This window comes from Brumicola blandensis (assembly GCF_031846165.1).
Taxonomy (GTDB): domain Bacteria; phylum Pseudomonadota; class Gammaproteobacteria; order Enterobacterales; family Alteromonadaceae; genus Glaciecola; species Glaciecola blandensis.
The window spans coordinates 18,848-41,761 of the sequence record NZ_JAVRIE010000008.1 but is presented as its reverse complement, the minus strand read 5'-3'; the positions used below and the strand labels follow the sequence as shown (position 1 = coordinate 41,761).

The 22,914-nt window shown below is 42.1% G+C and carries 23 protein-coding genes; 9 read left to right on the top strand and 14 right to left on the bottom strand.

The window, feature by feature from the left end; genetic code table 11:
* Window positions 1-5: 5 nt before the first annotated feature.
* Together RM544_RS16745 and RM544_RS16740 are read right to left on the bottom strand one after the other, a co-directional pair.
* Entirely contained in the window at window positions 6-806 is an 801-nt protein-coding gene (locus RM544_RS16745) for an SDR family NAD(P)-dependent oxidoreductase (protein WP_311362971.1), read from the bottom strand.
* A gap of 101 nt (window positions 807-907) precedes the next feature.
* On the bottom strand, window positions 908-1,315 hold the full coding sequence (locus tag RM544_RS16740; RefSeq protein WP_311362970.1) for a thiol-disulfide oxidoreductase DCC family protein: 408 nt from the start codon (window positions 1,313-1,315) through the stop codon (window positions 908-910).
* A gap of 137 nt (window positions 1,316-1,452) precedes the next feature.
* Between RM544_RS16740 and msrA the strand changes: the two genes are divergently transcribed.
* Complete coding sequence (gene msrA / locus RM544_RS16735; protein ID WP_311362969.1) at window positions 1,453-1,995, top strand: peptide-methionine (S)-S-oxide reductase MsrA; 543 nt, start codon at window positions 1,453-1,455, stop codon at window positions 1,993-1,995.
* Window positions 1,996-2,010: 15 nt separating this feature from the next.
* Here msrA and RM544_RS16730 read toward each other — a convergent pair whose 3' ends face one another.
* Complete coding sequence (locus RM544_RS16730) at window positions 2,011-3,201, bottom strand: hypothetical protein (RefSeq protein WP_311362968.1); 1,191 nt, start codon at window positions 3,199-3,201, stop codon at window positions 2,011-2,013.
* A 242-nt stretch (window positions 3,202-3,443) separates the two neighbouring features.
* Between RM544_RS16730 and RM544_RS16725 the strand changes: the two genes are divergently transcribed.
* The 4 genes from RM544_RS16725 to RM544_RS16710 all read left to right on the top strand — a co-directional run bounded on the left by RM544_RS16725 (window position 3,444) and on the right by RM544_RS16710 (window position 7,408).
* Window positions 3,444-5,426 carry a metallophosphoesterase family protein gene (locus RM544_RS16725; protein WP_311362967.1) on the top strand — a complete coding sequence of 661 codons (1,983 nt, stop codon included), beginning with the start codon at window positions 3,444-3,446 and terminating at the stop codon, window positions 5,424-5,426.
* Window positions 5,423-5,977 carry a flavodoxin FldB gene (gene fldB, locus RM544_RS16720; RefSeq protein ID WP_311362966.1) on the top strand — a complete coding sequence of 185 codons (555 nt, stop codon included), beginning with the start codon at window positions 5,423-5,425 and terminating at the stop codon, window positions 5,975-5,977. Before RM544_RS16725 ends, fldB begins: the two co-directional genes overlap by 4 nt.
* Window positions 5,964-6,809 (top strand): CLCA_X family protein, encoded by an 846-nt coding sequence (locus RM544_RS16715; protein ID WP_432264494.1) that lies wholly within the window; start codon window positions 5,964-5,966, stop codon window positions 6,807-6,809. Before fldB ends, RM544_RS16715 begins: the two co-directional genes overlap by 14 nt.
* A 191-nt stretch (window positions 6,810-7,000) precedes the next feature.
* On the top strand, window positions 7,001-7,408 hold the full coding sequence (locus tag RM544_RS16710; RefSeq protein ID WP_311362965.1) for an ExbD/TolR family protein: 408 nt from the start codon (window positions 7,001-7,003) through the stop codon (window positions 7,406-7,408).
* A gap of 97 nt (window positions 7,409-7,505) precedes the next feature.
* Here RM544_RS16710 and RM544_RS16705 read toward each other — a convergent pair whose 3' ends face one another.
* The 3 genes from RM544_RS16705 to RM544_RS16695 all read right to left on the bottom strand — a co-directional run bounded on the left by RM544_RS16705 (window position 7,506) and on the right by RM544_RS16695 (window position 9,323).
* Window positions 7,506-8,039, bottom strand: coding sequence for a YgjV family protein (locus RM544_RS16705; protein ID WP_311362964.1), 534 nt, complete (start codon window positions 8,037-8,039; stop codon window positions 7,506-7,508).
* A 90-nt stretch (window positions 8,040-8,129) separates the two neighbouring features.
* Window positions 8,130-8,498 carry a hypothetical protein gene (locus tag RM544_RS16700; RefSeq protein ID WP_311362963.1) on the bottom strand — a complete coding sequence of 123 codons (369 nt, stop codon included), beginning with the start codon at window positions 8,496-8,498 and terminating at the stop codon, window positions 8,130-8,132.
* Between the two features lie 195 nt (window positions 8,499-8,693).
* Window positions 8,694-9,323 (bottom strand): NAD(P)H-binding protein, encoded by a 630-nt coding sequence (locus RM544_RS16695; RefSeq protein ID WP_311362962.1) that lies wholly within the window; start codon window positions 9,321-9,323, stop codon window positions 8,694-8,696.
* A gap of 82 nt (window positions 9,324-9,405) precedes the next feature.
* On the opposite strand from RM544_RS16695, the gene RM544_RS16690 reads away from it, so the two are divergent.
* On the top strand, window positions 9,406-11,643 hold the full coding sequence (locus RM544_RS16690; RefSeq protein WP_311362961.1) for a S9 family peptidase: 2,238 nt from the start codon (window positions 9,406-9,408) through the stop codon (window positions 11,641-11,643).
* A gap of 66 nt (window positions 11,644-11,709) precedes the next feature.
* Here the strand turns inward: RM544_RS16690 and RM544_RS16685 are convergent, their stop codons facing one another.
* Window positions 11,710-13,011 carry a hypothetical protein gene (locus RM544_RS16685; protein ID WP_311362960.1) on the bottom strand — a complete coding sequence of 434 codons (1,302 nt, stop codon included), beginning with the start codon at window positions 13,009-13,011 and terminating at the stop codon, window positions 11,710-11,712.
* Between the two features lie 219 nt (window positions 13,012-13,230).
* Here RM544_RS16685 and RM544_RS16680 point away from each other — a divergent pair, with 219 nt between their 5' ends.
* Both RM544_RS16680 and RM544_RS16675 read left to right on the top strand, forming a co-directional pair.
* The gene (locus RM544_RS16680) at window positions 13,231-14,256 is read left to right on the top strand and encodes a serine/threonine dehydratase (protein ID WP_311362959.1); all 1,026 of its coding nucleotides are present in this window, start codon (window positions 13,231-13,233) and stop codon (window positions 14,254-14,256) included.
* Between the two features lie 41 nt (window positions 14,257-14,297).
* Complete coding sequence (locus tag RM544_RS16675) at window positions 14,298-15,983, top strand: amidohydrolase (RefSeq protein WP_311362958.1); 1,686 nt, start codon at window positions 14,298-14,300, stop codon at window positions 15,981-15,983.
* A gap of 30 nt (window positions 15,984-16,013) precedes the next feature.
* Here RM544_RS16675 and RM544_RS16670 read toward each other — a convergent pair whose 3' ends face one another.
* The 5 genes from RM544_RS16670 to dinB all read right to left on the bottom strand — a co-directional run bounded on the left by RM544_RS16670 (window position 16,014) and on the right by dinB (window position 20,532).
* Window positions 16,014-16,511 carry a GNAT family N-acetyltransferase gene (locus tag RM544_RS16670; RefSeq protein WP_311362957.1) on the bottom strand — a complete coding sequence of 166 codons (498 nt, stop codon included), beginning with the start codon at window positions 16,509-16,511 and terminating at the stop codon, window positions 16,014-16,016.
* Window positions 16,487-17,350 (bottom strand): MBL fold metallo-hydrolase, encoded by an 864-nt coding sequence (locus tag RM544_RS16665; RefSeq protein ID WP_311362956.1) that lies wholly within the window; start codon window positions 17,348-17,350, stop codon window positions 16,487-16,489. The genes RM544_RS16670 and RM544_RS16665 overlap by 25 nt, the downstream gene beginning before the upstream one ends.
* 213 nt (window positions 17,351-17,563) lie before the next feature.
* Window positions 17,564-17,788: a DUF1653 domain-containing protein gene (locus RM544_RS16660; RefSeq protein ID WP_311362955.1), complete on the bottom strand. Its 225-nt coding sequence runs from the start codon at window positions 17,786-17,788 to the stop codon at window positions 17,564-17,566.
* Window positions 17,789-17,797: 9 nt separating this feature from the next.
* On the bottom strand, window positions 17,798-19,351 hold the full coding sequence (locus RM544_RS16655) for a M17 family metallopeptidase (RefSeq protein WP_311362954.1): 1,554 nt from the start codon (window positions 19,349-19,351) through the stop codon (window positions 17,798-17,800).
* Window positions 19,352-19,479: 128 nt separating this feature from the next.
* Window positions 19,480-20,532, bottom strand: coding sequence for a DNA polymerase IV (dinB, locus tag RM544_RS16650; protein WP_311362953.1), 1,053 nt, complete (start codon window positions 20,530-20,532; stop codon window positions 19,480-19,482).
* A 213-nt stretch (window positions 20,533-20,745) separates the two neighbouring features.
* Between dinB and RM544_RS16645 the strand changes: the two genes are divergently transcribed.
* Window positions 20,746-21,513 (top strand): type 2 periplasmic-binding domain-containing protein, encoded by a 768-nt coding sequence (locus tag RM544_RS16645; protein WP_311362952.1) that lies wholly within the window; start codon window positions 20,746-20,748, stop codon window positions 21,511-21,513.
* 28 nt (window positions 21,514-21,541) lie between these two features.
* On the opposite strand, the gene nqrM is transcribed toward RM544_RS16645, so the two are convergent.
* Window positions 21,542-21,775: a (Na+)-NQR maturation NqrM gene (nqrM, locus tag RM544_RS16640; protein WP_311362951.1), complete on the bottom strand. Its 234-nt coding sequence runs from the start codon at window positions 21,773-21,775 to the stop codon at window positions 21,542-21,544.
* 47 nt (window positions 21,776-21,822) lie between these two features.
* On the bottom strand, window positions 21,823-22,839 hold the full coding sequence (locus RM544_RS16635; protein ID WP_311362950.1) for an FAD:protein FMN transferase: 1,017 nt from the start codon (window positions 22,837-22,839) through the stop codon (window positions 21,823-21,825).
* Window positions 22,840-22,914: the final 75 nt, after the last annotated feature.

The window sequence follows — 22,914 nt, the reverse complement described above, 5'->3', positions numbered from 1 at the left end:
TTATCCTACCAAGCGATTGTCTCCCCCTGCCAATCAAGATAGAACGGACTATTCTCGGGGTCAAGCTTAGTCATAATGCTAAGCAGTTGTTGTACTGTAAACTCTGGCGTAAATAGCTTTCCGGGCTTTACATTGGCTTGAAATGGTTTAGATAAACCAGTATCAACCGTACCGGGGTGATAACACATCAAACTCGTATTTGGCATACGTCGTTTGTATTCAATGCTCGCTGTTTTTAATAACATGTTCAAGGCTGCTTTTGATGCTCTATAACCATACCATCCTCCCAAGCCATTCTCGCTTATACTCCCGACTCTGGCACTAAAGAATACGATGGCAGCTTTTTGTTTATTCACAACTTTTACTAGCCCTTGCAACCAAAGTGCTGGGAGTATGCTGTTGATCCTAAAGTACTCGGCTAACTGAGCGCTGTGCATATCTTCTAAGCGTTTTTCAGGCTTTAATGCCGTTTTACCGTCTTCCCCATCTTGATGCAAAATGCCGGTTGTACAAACCACTGTGTCTAAGCTTATCTTCTGTGCCTTTAAACCATCTATATATGATTTCACTTCAGCTTCGTCGGCGGTATCCATCACGTCATGCACATGCGATGTTCCAGCTTCCGTACCCAGTTCTGTCTCAAAAGCTGATCTTGAGACTGAATAGACAGTTTGATAATCACCTGAATTCATAAGTTGAGCAATGAGCTCTCGACCAATGCCACTATTAGCGCCAATGACCAAGGCATTTGCTTTTTTAGCGCTATCTTGAAGTGACGGGTTTGAACTTGAAGTTTGCTGTGTCATTTTGCTTCCTATTGTAAAACGCGCGTTATACAGAGAACCACGCTAAAAATTTGAATACGTAAACATTGAAAGAGATTGAATTTCTATAATGAAAAGGTTCGCTATTTTTTCGATGACCGAGCAGAGATGTCACAGCGATTTCCTTCGCAACGTTCTTTACCCGTTAGCCAATAAGAGATTCGGTATCTGTGCTTCGCGAAAAAGAGATAGAAGTGATCAGCAAACCAGCGGATCACCGGCCAGCGAAGAGGCGCATATAACCAACCTACACCAACCAAGCTCCATGCTTTGTGGGTCACGTCTAAGCCGGTTATCATTGTGCCATCCTCAAGTTGCCCGTGAATACGCGCATTCAAGTCATCCAGGTTTAACTCTGGATAACGCTCAGGAAAGTCAGGCAGAGAAATATCTTCGAACTGAATTCGTTTTTCTTTATCTCGCTTTAAAAGATGCGAAACTTCTTTTTCACACAGTGGACACAAGCCATCGTAGAAAAGTATGAATGCCATATTGATCGTTTACCACTAATTAACTTTATTAATGTTTCTGTATACGAAAATTATTCTTGAATAGATGACTTGAATTCTCAGGAGTTCAGGCGCACTTTATACACAAGACCGAATATGAGTAAAAATAGGAAGAGATAATGAGCGACAATGTAATTACGCTAGGCGGTGGCTGCTTTTGGTGTTTAGAAACAGCGTTCAATACTGTAGATGGTGTTGTTTCGGCATACTCTGGCTATTCGAATGGCCATGCTGAAAATCCTAGCTATGAAGCTGTTTGTAGCGGAAATACAGGCCATACAGAAGTGGTACAGGTTACTTTTGACCCTGAACGTCTTTCGTTAAGACAAGTGCTTGAAATATTCTTCGCCTTGCACGATCCAACACAGTTAAATAGGCAAGGAAATGATGTCGGAACGCAGTATCGAAGTGGTATTTATTACCATAATGATGAACAGCTTAATGCTGCGAAAGACATTATAAAAGAAATTGAAGACACTGAAATTTGGCCAAACCCAGTGGTAACAGAAGTACTGCCACTCGAAAATTATTACCAGGCAGAAGACTATCATCAGGATTACTTTACCAATAACCCGCAAAATCAATATTGCAACATGGTTGTTGCACCTAAACTGGCGAAGTTTAAAAAGACTTTCGCCAGTAAATTGAAATCCTCAGAGTAAAACCAACCTGCCCAGCTATGGCATGATTGCTGTTATATCGACTTTGAACAGTAATGGTGCCATTAGCTTGTAGCGGCTTTCATCGCTAGGACAAACAACATTTTTCATATAATTGACCTTCCAAGGGTCATTTACCATCCACACTTCTTGATCAACCACAGCCAGTCCTTCAATAGACGCGTTGTTCATTACGTAAGAGGTCGCGCAAGCTTCACCTGTTTCTAGCGCACCCCCGAGGCTTGGTGCCGTAAACGCCAGTTTGATTCTTTGAGTTGCTTTACGTTTCGCTAAATCTACAATCCACAATTCGTTATCATTTCTAGCAGCAGCGAAAAGGTAACCATCACTTTCAGCGCTTGGATAATATACATCCATACCATTTATCGGATGGTTGCCGCTTTCAAACTGAGGAAGCAACAAACCGCTATCTCGGGCAATAGCGAAGTCAGACGAAGACCAAAACTCACTGTCCATTTCTAATTCAAACACACGCGGCTGCCCTTCACTGTCTTTTTCAAGGCCTAATAACAAGGTACCATCTCGCTTGAGCGCTAAACCTTCAATACCATCATTAGGAAAATCTCCTACCTCAACAAACTGCTTGTCGTTGAGCGATAATTTTGTTGGAAATTGCACTGGGCGCGCATGCGTTACCACTAAACCCGTGTCACCTGCTTCGAGTCTCACCACCAAGGTAGGAAAAAGAGTGGAACCGGTTTGCGCATATTTTGACTGACAAGCTGCAGATAGAGGCTCGGAGCGACTTGCATCTTCAGTAACAAATATCCAAGCATTTACCTTTTCACCTGAGTCACCTGAGGCCTCTCTGTTTGGCACAGGAACCAGCGCTTCATAATCTGGTTTATTCGATAAGTAGGAATAAAAACAACTTTCTTGAACTCTTGGATGAAAGGTTGTTGGACCAAATTTTTGCGTTATTTTGGCTCTTTGCATGTCTATTTGATGCAAGCGCCTAGTTTGAGTTTCATGAGCGCTGCCATCAGAAAGCGAATACAAATAACCATTGGCGTATTTTAAACCTGAGGTTTGCGGATCTAGCATCACATCCTCATACGTATCGATAATCCACTCACCATGTAGGGTGATTACTTCGCTTGTGGGTATGGCGGTATCGGAAGGCTCTACTGATGGCTGTCCAGCATGACATCCTAACAAACTGAGAAATAATGTTACTGAAACTGTCAATTTTACATATATACCTTGCATCACTTGTCCTTCGGTCGCGCTTATTCGTGTCTTTTCGGGCTGAGTATCAATCCAAACATGACGTTTACTGGTAAAAAAGAGGGTACATCTAATCGGGTAAAAAATGTAAGGCTATATGTACATAGCGTATATCTGCATTTTAATACCTGATAAGCTATTGTTATTGTAACAGTAAAAACACCCAAGAACGTTCAAATTCAACATTAGGATCACGTAATAATTTGACAAAATCACTGCCAGAACTCATCGCAGGGCCCATATTGCGACATACTACTGCTCATAAAATAGTATGGTGGTTAGTCACATCTAAAGCATATGACATAAAGCCTACACTCCTTAATTCACAGGGTGATGAACTGCATATAGATTCGACAAGCATTAAACAAGATCGTTTTTGTATTGGACAACATGCCTATATTCATCTTGTCAGTGTGGAGCAAGAGGACCTTTTCAACGAGGGCGAACTTTATAGCTATGATCTTCTCACTAGCCAAGGAAACTCAGATGCAGAAGAGCAAAGCTTATTAAAATCAACAACTCACCTTTGCTATGATGGCTTTGAGCTACCTAACTTCCGATTCAATCGGGTGTTGCGAAAAGTTGCTCAGGGCTCTTGTCGCAAGCCACATTTCAACGGAAAAGATGCGCTCCCCCTGCTTGATGAGCAAGTAAAAGCAGAATTAAACTCCGAGGCTAAACAAAGTAATGATCATAACTTACGCCGTCCAGACATGATGTTGATGACCGGCGATCAAGTATATGTAGATGATGTTGCTGGCCCAATGCTGCATGCTATCCACCAAGTTATCGATTTACTAGGTTTACATGAAGAAAGCTTTGAGGGCGCAACAGTTGCTAACCTTAAAGAACTAAAACAACATGAACATGGATTTTATCAGCGCGAGCTCCTACTGCCTGAAGTAGAAGCCAATGACAAGTTAGAAAAAGCCTTCTTTGCTGCCAAGAGAAAACCAGTATTCACTTCTGTTAACGCTAAAAACCATTTGATTGGGCTTAGCGAAATGTTGGCGATGTATATTTTAAGCTGGTCACCCAAGCTATGGAAATTAGTCGAGCTTGATAAACATGATGTGGCCGAAGAACATCGTGAAAAGTATGTGGAAGAGACTAAGCACATAACGGCGTTTGCGGAAACGCTTCCTATGGTGCAACGAGCGATGGCACATGTTCCGAGCTATATGATTTTTGATGATCATGATGTAACGGATGATTGGAATTTGACCAGAGGGTGGGAAGAACAAGTCTATGGGCACCCATTTTCCAAACGTATTATCGGCAATGCCATTACTGCTTACTTCCTTTGTCAGGGTTGCGGAAACCCCAGAACTGAACTGGAAGAGATGTTCGAGCAATTTGCCAAGGTATTCTCTGAAGATAATTTAGAAGAAAGCGCTGTTGACGACTCTGGCGAATCAAGCAATCAATACTGCGAAGTAAAGCATCAAGATTTGATTGAGTATCTATTCGACTTTGACCAATGGCACTACCAATTAGACACTTCACCACCAGTGCATGTGCTAGATACCAGAACCCAACGTTGGCGTTCAGAGTCATCTCTAAATAAACCTTCCGGCTTGATGGATTGGGAGGCCTTGTGTGAATTACAACATAATTTAAAAGGCTGTGAATCTGTCATTATGGTATCGGCCGCACCCGTTTATGGAGTGAAATTCATTGAGATGGTGCAAAAGATTTTTACTATTTTCGGTGGCGCATTAATTGTCGATGCTGAGAACTGGATGGCTCACCGTGGGACGGCAAGTGTCATGCTAAACATTTTTAGACACATTAAAACCCCGCCCAATTTCATCATTCTCTCGGGCGACGTTCACTATTCCTTTGTCTATGACGTTAAGCTACGCTTTAGGCGGAATAGCCCTAGCATTACACAATTTACCAGTAGTGGCTTGCATAACCAATTTCCAGATGGATTACTTCGGTGGTTCGATCGTTTGAATCGCTGGTTTTATGGTCACCGGTCGCCACTTAACTTTTTAACTAAGCGACGAAACATGTCAGTCAGACAACGCCAACCTGAGGGGCAAACAGGCACACTCGTAAATCATTCAAATATTGGTGTTTTGAGCTTGAACGAAGATGCTACTCAGGTAGACTGCGCGCTCATATGTAGCGATGGACGAAAAGTCCAGTTTCAACGAACAAAGGCAAGCAAAGACTCATGACTGCACTGCAAGTTGCAATTTTTTATGGATCAACCACCTGCTATACCGAAATGGCAAGTGAGAAAATACAAACTGAACTCAGTCGTTTATTTAACGAAAAAAACGTGGACGCTGAAGTCGAGATATTTGATATCAAAGAACACGCTTTAAATAAATCGACCACATATGACTTGGTGATTTATGGTATTTCTACTTGGGATTTCGGTGAACTTCAAGAAGACTGGGAATCCACTTGGGACGATATTAAAACACTCCAACTCAGTGGCAAAGCCGTTGCTCTATTTGGCTTAGGTGACCAACTTGGCTATGCTGATTGGTTTCAAGACGCCCTCGGTATGTTGCACGACGAGTTGATTGTATTGGATGCAGATATTATGGGTTACTGGCCTAATCAAGGCTATGAATTTACCGCATCAAAAGCACTGACAGAAGACCAGAGCTTCTTTGTTGGCTTATCCCTTGATGACGAAAACCAATTTGACCAAAGTGATGCACGTATAGCGCAATGGTGTGAGCAGCTTCTTGATGAATGGGAACATGAATCGCGCTAAGTCGAGTTCCATGCAGAGCTCTATATCCAACTCTGCACAGAAAAAAGGGCGCTTGCACCAGCACTTCTATCGCAATGGTGAGGATCACAGGGCTGGCGCGGACGTTAGCTTTCAAGACATACTCCGGCTTTTTCATTTTCGCTCTATTGAGATTGGAAAATGGGTTACTGAAGAAGAAAAGCGGATTGCCGCTAACCTATTTTTCGATGCCTTATGCGACCTCATGGATATTCTTCAGGTTCCTGAGAGTGTCATCTGTTTAAATGGGACGCTTTCTCTAGGCTTTGGTGTAGGTGGTCAGAAACATGCAAGCGCACACTATAACAGTGCCAAGAAACAACTCTCTCTAGCCAAGAATGCTGGTGCTGGGGCATTGGCCCATGAATGGTTCCATGCGTTTGACCACTACATCGCAAAAAAAATGTATTCAGTGACGGGCAGTAATTTGTTCGCCAGTGAAATTTGGTTGAATGAAAGAAAGAAGCTTGTGCCGCATGAACTAAATAAGCAGCTAGCGGCCTGCTTTAGTAACATATTCCTAGATGCAACAAGCACAGGTCCGAGCGAACTTATGCAACGCAGTATTTTCGTCGACCAAAAGCTGAAATCTTTTTACTACGCACGCCCTCAGGAAGTGGCAGCTCGCGCGTTTGAGGCAGTCATTCAAAACCAATCAATTAAAAATGCCTTTCTTGTACAGGGCACTATGCAAAGCGCTGAAGCCAAATTAGGCATTTACCCGCAAGCAGAGCAACGAGACCAAATCACTTCGACTCTCCTCACCTATTTTTCATGGTTAGGACAAGCTTTAGAAGCTATAAAAAAAGACTAGTTCACGCTTTCTTGTATTTGAGGATTGTAGTTCTTTTTTGATACCATCGCTCAATCTGTCGCCAAGCAGGTAATTTCACGGATATTTTTGAGGGTAGAACATAATTTTTTGTTAATTTAGTTTACAAACCCCTATTCATTTTCTGCCAAGCGATTATACTAGTGGTAATTTAAAGAAGGACTGAGTGTAAAATGAAAAGAAAAAAGCATACCGCCGGTGATGAGGATGCAGCAGTCGATATGACGCCCATGCTCGATATTGTCTTTATCATGTTGATATTTTTTATCGTGACAACCACTTTCTCATCCGAGAAAGGTCTAGAGCCTAACCGTCCGCCAGAGAATCAACCAGAGAATCCTAACCCTTCGAAGTCTTTGTCAATCCGTATTGACGAAACTGGCCAAATACTCATGGCTGGTCGTATTGTAGACATTCGTCGAGTTGTGGCTAATGCGCAAACCTATTTGGCGAACAACGACACCGATTCTGCAGCGATTCAAGCTCATGAAGACACTGAGCACGGCATCGTAGTTGAAGTAATGGACCAAGTGAAGTTAGCTGGTATTACGAAAGTGTCAGTCTTAGTGAAAGAAGACTAAAACGTATAATTCCAAAATAGAAAACGCTGCTAGATGCAGCGTTTTTTTTGCTTGATTTTTTTGTCATTATGACTTGCGAGGCTACGATACACCGACTTTAACTTTCAGGTCGCTGCTCTTTTGCTTGTTTCTCTCTTCGATGGTCTTGATAAAGCGTAAATAGAATACTCATCAGATTGGTGATATTAAACACCGTACCAAAGATACTCCCCACTAACACAGCAAAGATGAGACCTAAGAGCTCGGCAAGTATAAACCACTGTCGAATAGCCTTTGCACTTTTCAGCGAAATAGAGCCCACCGTAAATATCAAAGACGAAGCATAGGCAATCGCGATAATGCCGCCACTGCCTAAATATAAAAGCTCAATAAAGAAGAAAGCTAAATTTAGGCTGACAAAAGTCACTAAGACAGGTATTCCGGTATAACGCGTTGCAACCACATTTCGAATACAGGCTAATAGGCACCCTATCCCTGCTGCCATTGCATTGCCTAACAGGAAGAAATGTATGCTCACGCTAAGTAAGGCTATGGCCGAAATTAAGCGATAGCGATTGATGTCGGTTTGTCGATAACCGATAAAATTGAAAATAACGGCGATAGCGCCAAATATTTCAGCCACAATTGGCATGTGTTCTCCAAATAGTCGTTAGCTGAAACATGATTAAACACATTGATTGAGACGACTTAAGCCTCAATCGTGAATGCTAAATCTAAGCACTCATTGCAGTGATGATTGAGTTTGTAACCATTCGCTCCATGAGAGCAAAATAGGTTCGTCTATATGGTCTGCGGGATAAGCAAACAAGCCGAACTGATTCCCTTTGTGATGACTGATCACCACTGCATGGTTTGGCATTTTATGGATATCTTGATGAAACGGATCCCATAAAGGGATTGTATATTTATCCACATTAATCAAGGGCACCTTAATGCCATTGATTACTTTCCATTCGTCTGCAACAGGATTCGGAATGCACGCATATACGCAATGAAATGGCATTTTGATTTGCACACCATCCCACCAAAACTGTTCAATTTTAATGTTGTCTATCAGTGTTTCAACAATTGTTGGTATCGCTGTAGTCATAATGAACCGCCTTTGTTAAACCTAGCCATGAGAGCACATTTGGTGTGTTCTTATATAGGTTATCAATGCAAATCAAAATTAACTTTAGCGTAAAGGCGCGCGAGTATAAAGATTATCTTGCCCAAGTACCAGTTTAAATTCGGTGACGCTATAGATTACATGGGCTTAACGCTTATTGACCTCGCCAAAGAAAATTTAAAATACTTGGAGCTTGATCATTTGATAGGCCACTTGTGCAGCACTGACTGGCCGATATTTGGCCAATGGTCCTTTCATAACAGGAGACAATAAACTCGCTACACGAATACCAATGTTTTCTGCGAAGCGATTTTCTTCTCGTTGCCCGAGTAACAAACTAGGACGCACGGCAGCGGCATTATCAAGCTGTGGCATACTTAGAATCGCATTTTCCACCTCGCCTTTTACGCGTAAATAAAAGTTCTTGCTTTTAGCATTCGCGCCAACAGAAGATATCCATACAAAACTAGTCGCTCGTTGTGCGCGAGTTAACTGGGCAGCGATATGAACAAATTGAAAATCTACGCGCCGGAATGCCGATTGAGATCCGGCCTGTTTTATGGTCGTGCCTAAACAACAATACACATGGTCTACCGAAAAGTAGCCCTGATAGTCTTGTAGATAATCAAAGTCGATGACTATGGCTTGTATTTTATCCAATGGGTCGTGATAGTTAGCGCGCTGCAAAGGCGCACGAACCAAGCAAATAACAATTTCATAGCGATCGTCATTACATAATTGATTGACCAATGCTTTGCCAACTAAACCTGTCGCGCCGAGCACCAATGCTTTGTATTTTTTCGTCATATTTTCCTTAGGGTAAGCAATTGCCTATGTTAATCTTTCAGCTCATCATAAAAACAATAACATTTAACGACGTGAACATATTATGAAAAGAGTAATCATTACTTTAGCATGCGCATTTGGGTTCAGCTTAAGTGCAAATGTCGGAGCAACTTCTGATACAACAGCAAGCCTCGGTCTATCCATAGAAAGAATACACCAATCTCCATCGCTATCGGGCACCGCGCCTAGAGGAATTCAAGTTTCACCAGATGGACAACGCGTGACCTTCTTAAAAGGCAAAGAGCAAGACTACGACCGTTATGACTTGTGGGAGTATCATATTCCCTCAGGTAAAACTCAAATGCTATTCAATTCAGATGATTTACATACTGGCCCAGAGCTATTATCTGATGAAGAAAAAGCACGAAGAGAAAGAATGCGAGTTTATGGTAGCGGCATTATTACTTACGATTGGTCCAGTGACGGCACTGCATTGTTATTTCCTCTTGCTGGCGATGTTTATTATTTCAAAATAGGTGACAAAAAAGCGAAACGCCTACTTGAAACAGACGCTTTTGAAACAGACATCAAGTTTTCACCTAAAGGTAACTTTGTATCCTACGTGAGAGAGCAAAACCTGTATGTGATGGACATTGCTTCAGGCAAAGAAAAAGCGATTACTACCTCAGGCGGTGGCAACATTAAATATGGTATGGCTGAGTTTGTCGCACAAGAGGAAATGAGCCGAATGACCGGCTACTGGTGGGCGCCTGATGAATCTAAAATTGCCTTTACCAAAGTGGATGAAGCACCTGTTGATACCATTGTGCGTTCAGAAATCTATGCTGATTCTATTTCGACTATTGAACAAAAATACCCAAAAGCCGGCACAAATAATGTGCACATCGAACTCGCGGTCATTGATTTAAAAACAGATAAAGTGAGTTGGTTAGACCTAGGCGAGAACAAAGATATTTACCTAGCAAGAGCCAAGTGGATGGATGCATCTACCTTAAGCTTTCAAACACAATCACGTGACCAAAAAGAACTATTTTTGAATGCTGCGAATATCAATAATGGCGAACAAACTACGCTTCTCAATGAAACCAGCGATACTTGGGTAAACTTGCATTTCGACCTCCATTTTTTAGGGGATAACAAACATTTCATTTGGGCTTCAGAGAGAGATGGCTACAAACATATTTATTTGTATCGCAATAACGGCGAGTTAGTAAAGCAACTCACAAAAGGTGACTGGGTTGTTGAAAGCATTAATGCATTGGATGATGACAATGGCCTAGTTTACTTCCAAGGTAGGAAAGATTCGCCATTAGAAAGTCACGTTTACTCCGTAAATATCAACAGCGGAGACATCAAACGACTCAGTGAGCAAGATCGATACCACAGCGCAACATTCAGTTCTGATGCATCGGTCTATGTAGATTCGCACTCAACAATCAACTCGCCACCACAAATGAGCCTTCATAAAGCGAATGGCGAGCTGATTACTTGGTTAGCCGAAAACAAAATAAACGCTGAGCACCCTTTGTATGATTACCAGGACCAGTGGGTGAAACCAGACTTCGGGACGATTAAAGCGGATGATGGTACAGACCTTCACTATAGACTGTACAAGCCTAAACAACTTAAAGGTAAACACCCTGTTATTGTTTACCTGTATGGTGGTCCGCATGTTCAAGTTGTCACAAACCGTTGGGCTGGTAATCGTGGCTTGCTTATGCAGCATTGGGTGAATAAAGGGTATGTGGTTTTTAGTATCGACAACAGAGGCTCATATAATAGAGGCAAAGCCTTTGAAGATCCTTTGTACAAAAAGATGGGCTTTGTCGAAGTTGACGATCAAATCAAAGGTGTTGAATTTTTACGAACCTTAGACTTCGTCGATGCAGACAGAATTGGCGTGCATGGACATAGTTACGGCGGATACATGACTCTAATGGCAATGTTTAAAGGTGGAGACTACTTTGCAGCAGGCGTTTCTGGTGCACCGGTAACTGATTGGCGTTTATATGATACACATTACACTGAACGATATATGGGTAATCCAAAGCTTGATGACGACGCCTACACCGCGTCCTCTGTTTTTCCTTATGCGAAAGACCTTAGTGGAGATTTATTGATCTATCATGGAATGGCTGATGACAATGTACTTTTCACTCACAGCACCATGCTCTACAAGCATTTGCAAGACTTAGCGATACCGTTTGAAGTGATGGACTATCCAGGCAAGAAACACAGTATACGTGGCAAGAATACTGGTATTCATCTGTACAATACGATCACAAACTTCTTTGACAAGCATCTACAAAAAGAAGACTAAGTATTAATCGGCATTGGTGCAAACCAGCTTTGCATCAATGTCATGATATATCAGAGAAATTTTCCACTACTGGCTTGGTACGCAAATCGGTTTTTTGTTAATCAAGTGGCATAAGTCACCATTAATCATCGTCGCAGACAAACCCGTATATTCATTCACGATAGAACTTGCTTCTTCATGCAGTTCGCCGCTGTCTCCGTTGAATTGTATGAACCAAGCCAACAGTTGTAAACGAGAATCTAGCTCGGCAATTGCCTCATAAATATCAACCTGTCTTGGCATCACAACATCTTTCAGTGCAATGCCTGTCGTATTGCTAATATTTTTTAGTTTATGAAACCAAGGGTTTTCACTATTTGCGAGTTCCTTCTCTCTCATCGACGACTCAATAAGGGCCGAAAAGGTAAGTAGTTCGGGCTTTGTTATATCACTGGGCATCAATAGCATCAGGTAATCATCGAACATACTGTTCAGGGTCATATTCTCTTTATAAATAATGCGATGCCATAATCGACTTAACATAGAACGATCTGTGTTTACTTTTCGTGCGGCCAATCCCGCTTTGATTAATCGCGCATTCTTCGCATAGGAACGCACTTGAATTTGATTGACTGACATTTCGCCCAAAGACAAGGGTTGCAACACTTTAGTAAACTGAGAAGCATCAAACTCTTCGCTTCGCTTAAGCTTGATGAGCAGTGCCTGAAATACATTTTCTGCATTAATTGAAAAACTTATTTTATTCAGCAAATCGTCACTTTTTTCGAAAAACACTCTATTAAGAGCGATTAAATTTTTTAGGTCATTCATGGCTTTTTGAATATTGTTGTTTTCAATATCAAAATAAATTTCCGTTCCTTTTAATTTGTAAAGGAAAATCAAATTATCAAGATTAAGCTCGGCAATAAAGGGATTGGCGGCCTCAAAAGAATCAAGCTCGATTAAAGACATAAAATCAAGTAATTCAGGCTGAAACTCTGTTAAAACAATTCCTAAATAGTCGCTATTTTCGTTCAATCGAGGAAAGCAATCTGGTGCGGTAAAATTGCAAAAAAGAGGGTTTGATAAAAATGGTTCAAATTGCGAGACATTAGGATACTGCATTGCCTTTTCATTACTGAGCAATTCACTATTATTAAATTGTTCAAGACGTTCATGATAGGTTTCAAGTATCGTATTTTGATAGCTAGGGTCCGATTTCCCTAAAGAAAGCAACCTGACCGAAGCATTGTTATTGTTCTTCATCTGTTCGGCAAACGAATTTAGCCAAGCGCTAGCTTGAGGCTTTAACGCTTGATCTGCCAACATGTAATAACTGAAGGATAGCAAGCCGGTTAACACAACAATTGAAACTAGCGTTTTTTTCACAATAAATACTCAGTAATTTTGCATTCTAGGTCGTTCCTTTGACAATGTGTGAAGAGTTTCACTTGTATACGTTTACAAAAGTCAAAACACACTCTCCACAGTATCAAATTAATGATCGTTTGCCACTTATACGAAAGCGTAGTTTGCGTATAATGATTCTTTACTTATAGTAGGTAGATATACCTAAGTGTTTTAATTTTAAGCAAGGCAAGGTCTCGCATGATAAATATAGCTGACATCACTGCAGCACAAGAACGTATCAGTAAGGTCGTCAAAACAACGCCCATTTTTCAAAGTCGCTTGTTAAATCATTGGCTTGGACATGAGATCTACTTCAAAGCTGAATGTCTTCAACGAACCGGTGCCTTTAAACTACGTGGCGCAATGAATGTGCTTGCTAAATGTCATGAAAGGCAGGTCCTCCCTAAAAAGGTTGTTGCTAACTCTTCAGGTAACCATGCCCAAGCGGTAGCCTTTGCAGCTGCCCAATTTGGTATTCCTGCGCATATCTATTGTGCCAACACCATTTCTCCAATCAAAGCAGCTGCAACAGAGTTTTATGGTGCGCAAGTTCATCAATTTGACACACGTATAGAGGCAGACCAAGCAGTTGAAGCTGCAGGAAAGGAAGATGGCTGCCTTTGGATCCCGCCATTCAACCATCCAGATATTATAGCGGGCCAAGGGACTGTTACTCTTGAAGCTCTGCAGCAACTAGAAGAAATGAATGTACAGCCTAATGGGGTATTCGCTCCTTGTGGCGGTGGTGGCCTGCTTTCCGGTGCTATTGTGACGGTTCGTGATATGATCAAAGCTGGCAAACTGGATGCGGTTGAAGTGGTGGGCGCCGAGCCTCTGAATGCCAATGATGCTGCAAGAAGTTTGCAAAGCGGCTTTATTGAAGTGTTGGATGGTCCGCCTGATACACTTGCGGATGGAGCGGCAACACCTAGCGTCGGCCCCCATACATTCGAAATACTGCAATCCGTTGACGACTTTTACGAAGTCGACGAAATTCAAATTGCTTATTGGACTCAATGGCTTCATCATCTACTTAAGTTGCATATTGAGCCAACTTGCGCCATGACTATGGCTGCAGTTGCAGCTTGGATAGCAGATAAGCCCAAAAACCAAAAAATACTCGTACTATTGTCAGGTGGTAATATAAGCCAAGCCTCAATGAGTAAAATTTGGCAAACTGACTACTTATTGCAACCACCCATTATTAATCCAGATGCAATGTAAACGCAGCACACGTACAAGCTTTTAATTGAAAAGGAATACAAATGACAGCGGCACAGTTTCTCAACAATCGTTTCAAAATAACCTTCATTATTACTTTATTGCTCAGTATCTTTAGCTCTCAAGGCATAGCAAAGACCTTTATACATGATGTCAAAGGTTATACCTTAAATGAAAAGGGGGAATTAATTACTTTTTCCAATTTTGCATTTGACGGCGATCTTATCACTGGGATGAACCTGAGCGAAAAGCCTTCCAAAGAAAGCTACACCTACATCGATGGTAAAGGACAAGTCGTGCTTCCGGGCCTTATCGATGCGCATGGGCACATTTTAGGTCTTGGACAAAACTTACTAGAGATTGATCTTCGTGGTGCAGCGAGCGAAGAAGAAGCAGTTAAACGCGTACAGTCATTTGTCAGTGCGCAACCTGTATCGAATGCTAAACACAAGTGGCTAATTGGTCGAGGCTGGAATCAGGTTCTTTGGCCAAGTAAGGCTTTCCCTCAAAAGCATAGTTTAGACAAAGTTATTAAAGACCGCCCCGTCGTCCTTGCTAGAGTTGATGGACACGCAGTTTGGGTAAACTCTGTTGCGCTTGAATTGGCCGGAATAGACGCCAACACTCCCTCTCCCTCTGGTGGCGAAATTGTTAAAGATGAAAATGGCCAACCCACCGGCTTGCTAATCGATAATGCTGAGTACTTGGTGACAAAACTCATCCCAAGTCCAGATGAATCTCAACTCACCGAGCAACTCAATGCGGCCTCACAACACTTACTTTCACTCGGTATCACAAGTGTTCATGATGCGGGGATAAGCAAGCAAGTCTATGATTTCTACAAAAGCCAAGCAGATAAAAAAGCACTCCAATTTAGGATCTACGCCATGCTTTCTGCAACAGACCCGAAGATTGACCAGATGTTAGCCGCGGGGCACATTAAATCTGATGATGATATGTTGAGTATCCGAAGTGTAAAAGCATATGGAGACGGAGCTTTGGGAAGCCGCGGCGCAGCGCTCATCGAGCCTTATTCAGATGACAAAGACAATCACGGTTTATTAGTTACTCCGCAGGAAGAATTACCGATCTTGTTTTCTAAAGTATTGGCGTCAGGTTTTCAGTTGAACTTCCATGCCATAGGAGATAGAGCGAACCGATTAGCATTGCAGCAATTCGCAAGCACCTTTAAAAATGTGCCAGATAACACCAAACGTCATCGTATAGAGCATGCACAAGTAGTCGCGGTTGAAGATATCCCGCTATTTAAAGAGCTCGATGTTATTCCATCGATGCAACCGACTCATGCCACCAGCGATATGAATATGGCAGAAGATAGAATTGGTAAGCAACGATTAAAAGGTGCCTATGCTTGGCGTACTTTTTTAGCCCAAGGTTCTCGTATCGCTTTCGGTTCTGACTTCCCAGTTGAATTAGCCAACGCTTTTCATGGTTTACATGCGGCGGTAACGAGGCAAAGCGGTGAAAACGTACCAAACGATGGTTGGATCCCCGAAGAGAAAGTCACTTTGCAAGAAGCGCTTCGAGGCTTTACCTTAGACGCGGCCTACTCAGCATTTCAAGAAGACAGCTTGGGAACATTAGAAGCGGGTAAACGCGCCGACTTCATTTTCATTGATCGCGATATTTTTACTATTCCGGGTCAAGAAATTAGAGGAACTGAAGTATTACAAACATGGATTAATGGTAAGCAGGTTTACCAAAAGTAGTTTACTGGACGCAAAATGAAACGCTGCTGACTAGCAGCGTTTCATCATATATTTGCACCGCTCAGGCTTCGATATTCCAGTTGGTGTCACTGTTTCAACAAAACCGAGTTTTTGATAACAAGCAATTGCCACATAATTAGATTCATAAACAAATAACGATGCAGACTTTAAGTTGATCGTTTTGGCTGCTTGCTGAATAAGTTCATTAACTAAGCGTAGACCGAGCTTTTCACCCCGGCGTGCTGGATTCACGCACAATCGAGCTAAATGCGCCCTTTCTTTCAATAATAATAATTGTCCAAACGCAATGGTTTCATTACCTTGGTGTATCGCATACGAGGAATAATCTGGAGACTGATGAAGTTGTGCCATTAAGTCAGCAGGAGAGCGAGTTAAGCTTAGAGCGGGACCGCCCCACTCTTGTAGGGCGTGAGCATTATCAAACCAAGAAGCTAAAGCGGCGAAGTCTCGTTCAACCGCTGCTTCAAATTTGAGAGGGTGGTTTACTTGTAAAGTGTTCTGATCCATCTTTCTTCAGTAATAAAACGCCACGCCCAAGACTTCCATTTTTCTTCTAGACCAGCAGCAACTAGATCGTCCTCACTCATCCCAGCAGCCTTTTTTGCCTGTACATAAGCATAAGTCTCTTTCATCATATTGAGAAAGCGCTCATAGTCCGCTTTGTTCGCCATAGCACCGTGACCAGGGATAATCTTCGTGTCGTTGTCAATCATACCTAGTAAGGTCTCAACGGCGCTAATATAACCAGGTACAGAGCCTCCTGAGTTTAAATCAACAAACGGGAACCAATCTTTAAAGAATAAGTCACCAGTATGCAAAACATCTGGCTCTTCAAACCAAACGGCACTATCACCATCGGTGTGAGCGTTAGCTAGGTGAAAAACGTGAATGGTCTCACCGTTCATATGAAACTTAACACCTTTTTCATAAGTAACCACTGGTAAGCTCGCTGGATCCGCATCTTCACCTGCCGCTAAGCGAACTCGCACATTTTCATGGGCAAAAATAGTCGCTTTTTTATGAGTTTTGAAAAAAGCATTTGAACCTGTGTGATCGCCATGAAAGTGCGTATTGATTACATAACGCGTTTGCTCTTTACTAATATCAGCCAAGCTCGCTGCGATCTTTTCGGCTAAGTCAGCATACTGGTCATCAACAATTAAGAGACCATCAGCCCCTGCCGAAACACCGATATTTCCGCCAGCGCCCACTAGCATGTGAACTGCTCCAGCTACCGGTTCAGATTTGACTTCAACATCATCAAAACGCCCTTGGCCGATAGCACTTGCGCTAAGTAAGCCGCCAATTGATAAAGCGAAGAGCGCTTTCAAGCTTAAATTTTTCATCTTGTGTTCCCTTGATTTCTTTTGTTTTATGTTCGTATTATCTAATTGTATCTTTCACTACATAGTGTAATTACGCTTGTTCTAGCGACACAGTAGATTCGAAATCTACAGTATTAAGATCAATTTTGAACAGCGCTTTTTTCAGAAGTATAGTCTAAACAATCAGAAGACCTGCTTAAATCTAAAAAAATCTCATCTATTTAAGTAATCACGTTATTCAACAAAAGCAAAACGAGGAATAGGCTCACCCTCGATCATGACATCCTCAGCAAACATCTCCAAAGGTCTCACCCAAAGGCTTTGTTCACCATATAAAGGTTTGTATACTACAACATAACTGCCGTCCTCGGAGTGCTGGGCGACACCCATTACTTGGTAGTCTTTTCCCTTATAATGTTTGTACTTACCCGGCTTAATTTCTTTCTGGCTAATGTTCATTCTATTAGCCTACAAGTAAGTGTTTACAAACACGTTGACCGGAGCTGCTGTTGGCTTACCGTGTTGCCAATCAAGATTTTCCACACCACTACCGGCTATATCAACGTGTGTATATGGCAATGGAAGTGTGCTATTTGCCTCATGTTGATCAAGACCGGAGGCAATGCTTAAGAATGCCATCGGGAATTGATGTCCTCTGACCGTCGTAACAGATGGCGCATTATTTGACGACAGCACATCATCAGCTTTGGTGCGAGGCTTAACAAAATTAAAGTCTTCTCGTCGAGAAAGTGAGGGTTCAACTGGATCCGCGCATAATTCGCCCTGCTCGAAGAGCGATTTAGCAACGCCTAATGCGCGAGCAGGTTTATTTTCGACTAATGCGGTATAGGGACCAAAGGCAATAGCAGCGTGGCCGGTTAAAGTAGCCACTGAAAATAACTCAGGATTAACAGCATCTTTAGCATCTTCACGTAAGTGTGAAAGTAGATCTGCTAGCAACATACGCCCTTCAGCATCAGTATTACCTACTCGCACTCGAATACCAGCATGAGAAGTGATAATTTCATCCGGTATAAAGGCCTCGGCACCAATACTATTTCTAACAGCACCGATTTCAACAATCACTTTCAGCCCTTTTGGTGCGAGCAATGAAACTGTTTTCATGAAGCCAGCAACACCCGCGGCGCCGCCTTTATCACGACTCATGCCTGCCATATGGCCGTTAACTTTCAGGTCTGCGCCACCGGTATCAAAAGTAATCCCTTTACCAGCAAACAAGAGAGTTTTGTTAATTTCGCCTTCGCCCTGGTAAACCATGCGAATAATTCTAGGACGATGACGTTCCACCTCAATCGACGCTCTGGCAACCGCATGCAATAATGGGTAATCCTTTAATATTGCTTCATGATCTGAGATGACTGAGACTTCAACGTTAGAATCCTTGAATGCCTCCAAGCAATAGTCAGCAAAGCCTGGAGGAGCCATACGCTCAGGCTCTGTACCACAGAGATCCCTGGCTACTCGTTTGCCTGCCTCAATGGCATTTAAGCGAGAAACATCAAAATCAGGATCAGAATGCAAAATACCGAGTTCTTGAAGTGGTTCGACTTCGTTCTCTCCAAGCGCCTGTCGAGCCTCCAAAGGCTGCCATAAGCCTTGGCAAAGCCCAAGAAATGCAGCTTCAATCGCATTGACGTAAGTAGCTTGCATAGGCGCATTTAAGCCATGCAGATTCACTTCAAGCAAGGGTTTACGAATACCCGAGTCTATAAGGGTCTGAGCGACATTCTTAGCCGCATCAAATATTTGTCGAACATCATCATAGTCACGATCTAAAGCACCTGATGGCACGTGTATGACTCGATTTCCAGGAACGCTCTGATTAGGAATGAGTACAGCCTGTTCACCTACTCGTTTGTCTAAACGTTGGTGAAGTTGGATAGCACCTGACAAATCTGAGTAGAACTGACTAGAAAAGGTATTGCTCAACAGAATAAAAGCATCATAGTTATCTGTTAAGCCAGTTGTGCTCGTTTCTAACACTGCTTTTGGAAAAGGCATGGAAATCTCCGTTGGATGATTAGGCGCGTTTATTACTTACACATCTTGTAAGTTCATATGCATTCGCACACGTTAGTGCACGCCATATAGCGCACTTATTTTGGTGCATATGTAACATTGCAATTAGCTTAAAGCAAGGGCAACGACATCTGATCTGTATTGAGTATGTCTGTAAGAGATACGTGAATACCGACTAATCGGACGTTTTTTCCTTCCCCACGCAGAAATGCTTTAGACACCAAATTGAATAATGTTTGCTCATCGACGATAAGGCCTTGTTGCTCTACTGTTGTTTGCTGAAAGTCACTGAACTTAAGTTTGACACCTAAAGATTTTACTGGCGCTCTTTGTTTGGCGTTGATGCGTTCCATCAAGGTAGGTAAAAGTTTGCTGACGACGGCCTGACATTCTTCAAGACTGGTCAGATCTTGATCAAGTGTTCGTTCAACACCAATCGACTTGCGCTTCCTATTCGTAGATAAACGCCGTTCATCAATAGCGTGAGCTCTCTTCCAAAGAGACGCGCCAAACTTCCCAAAGTGCTTGTGCAGCTTTTCGATAGGAAAAGTACGGATATCTTCACACTTGTATAGACCCAATTTATTCAGCTTTTCTAAGGTTACCTTGCCAACTCCGGGGATTTTTTTTAGCGGTAGCGCTTTTACAAACTCGTCAAGCTGGTCGGGTGCGATCACACAGATACCGTTCGGTTTGTTTTCATCACTAGCTACTTTTGCCACAAATTTGATAGGTGCAACACCGGCGGATGCCGTCAATCCGATTTCTTGTTCAATCGCTCGGCGGATATCTTCGGCAATGTAAGTCGCGCTGCCGTTAAACAACTCAGAGTCTGTTACATCGAGAAAGGCTTCATCTAAGGAGAGTGGTTCGATTTCATCCGTGTAGCGCAGGTAAATAGCTTTTATTTGATCGGATACTTCTTTGTACACCGACATTCTGCCTTTTACTAAGGTTAAATTCGGGCATAAGCGTAAGGCAGTTGCGGTAGCCATTGCAGACCGGACACCAAATTCTCTGGCTTGATAATTACAAGTCGACACCACACCTCGTCGATCAGCACTGCCGCCAATAGCGATGGGTATATTGCGGAGCTCAGGATTGTCACGCATTTCCACTGCAGCGTAAAAACAATCCATATCAATATGAATAAACTTTCTCATTATTGTGGCTTGCATCAACTTCATTAACAACTGTATAAATAAACAGTTTATAACAATTTAGAAGAAAAACCATTACTAAAAGCAAAGGTCCTAGGTAAGGTTTGTAAATAAGCAAGGAGGTCGATTTTAGAGCGCCTCATTTGCTGAAAATATGTACATATCATTTTTCATTAAACTTATGCTACTATCTAAAAGTGCCTTTAGGAGAGTTAAGTGCTTTTTAGATTCACCCTTATCCTGTTGTTATCACTCAATACATACATAGTGTTGTCTGCACAATTGGCCGCAAAGCCAGCAGATAATGACCCTACCACAATAGTGCTAGGCCTAACGGGCTTTGCACCTTACAGCACAATAGATGAAGAAACAGGGCAATGTTTTGGCTCGGGCTTTGACATTACCCAAACTCTTCTTTTAAGCGATAACTTTAAAGTTAAACCTTTTTGTGCAGCACCGGCTCGAGTGTATCGGAGTATTGAAGAAGGTAAAATTGACCTTACTGTTAATATCAAGTCAACCAATGCCTTAAAAGATAAAGTCTCATTTACCAAAATCCCCTTCGACAAACTCAAACTTAATCTTTATTCGAAAAATGAGCAAAGTAGCAGTAAAACAGTGGCTTCAATTAGGGGTTATGATTATGAAGGTCAGAGACGTAAGATGGAGGAACAGGGGTATAAATTTGTTGACGTGCCAAATGCGGACAACGCCACAAATTTGTTTTTAAATGGCCGCACATCTCACCTTTTATCTTATGAGAACCCCTATATACACTTTCTAAATCAATTAGATAGTGAAACCAGAACCTCATATGAGCAGATTGTACAAATAGAGTATCTCACCTCAGTGCCAACGCACTATGCAATTAGCAAGTCGTCTCCTCACCATGACTCACTGGTAGCAGCCTTTAATCGGATTGATGAGAAAGCATTAGCGGACCAACACTTTATTAGTCAAGTGATAGCTATCATTCATCCATAAGGTTTTCTTCACCCTCTCAATGCTGCTCCTACAAAATCTTATTGTTTTGCCACTCTTTAATTTTTTCCTGTCGTTTTTCTTCTCGTTCCATACGAGCTTTTTTTCTATCGCACGGTTCTGGACAATCACAGGCTTTAGAAATACCTAAAGCGCCAAGTCCACCACAACTACCAGCAATCGTTTTCTTTTGTAGAATGTATCCAACTGCCATGGCTAATACCATCAGCAGGAAAAATCCAAATGCTAAAATGAAAGTACTCAAATTGACCTCGATTAATTATCTAATTAGTGACGTTTATTAAAGCGTCGCTATTGTTGATTTTGTATCAGTGCTTCAAAGCTCGGCGAGGAATACTCAACAAACTCTTCACCTTCTTTTAAGACCATGAACACCGATAAGTTATTTCGTTCTGCTAAGACTTTCGCCTTCTCTGGCCCCATTACATTTAGGGCCGTTGCTAAACCGTCTGCTGTCATAGAGGACGGATGAACCACAGTAACCGATACTAAGTTATGTGTAATTGGATAACCGGTGTTTGGATCTATTAAATGACTATAACGCTTGCCGTCATACTCAAAATAAATCCGGTAATCACCTGATGTGGCAATCGCATTATTACCAATACTGAATATCTTCTGAGCTTCTCGCTGCGTGCTTATGGGCTTTTCTACTGCCACACGCCATGAAGCACCATTCTTTTTCTGGCCAGCAACTCGCATTTCACCGCCAATTTCGACCAAATAATTATCAATATCGTTTGTCTCTAGTATATCAGCTACAACATCGACACCATAGCCCTTGGCAATTGTTGATAAATCGATATAAACCGACTTATGTTGTTTGGTAACGACATCATTTTCCAAGGTAAACTTGTCGATACCCACAAACTCCCTCACTGCCATCAGTTGCTCTCGGCTTGGTATGGTCTCAGGACGCTTGTCAGGGCCGAACCCCCACAAATTGACTAAAGGACCAACGGTCACATCTAAAGTCCCTGAGCTTAGCTTATTCAGCCTGATAGCTTCGTTTAGAACGAGAGTTGTTTGCTCTGATATCGGAAAAGGGGTATTTGCCGGTGCTTTGTTCAACAAGGATAATTCTGAGTTCGGATCGTACGTCGACATCAGGGCGTTGACTTGTATGAGAGCATCGTCAATTTCAGCCTTAAGCGCTGGCAAAACAATATTATTGTCTTGCGGATCTACAAACTTGACAGTGTAGGTCGTACCCATCGTTTTCCCATAAATGACTTGCTCACTGGGTTGAGGAGACGAACAAGCGACAAGTAAGAAGCTAAGACAAAGAAAAACGGATAAAGCTTTCAAAATGCACCTTCAGTAGTATAAATATTGTATTACTTTGGAAAATGTCTCAGCAAAACAAAAAAAGCAATTGTGAGT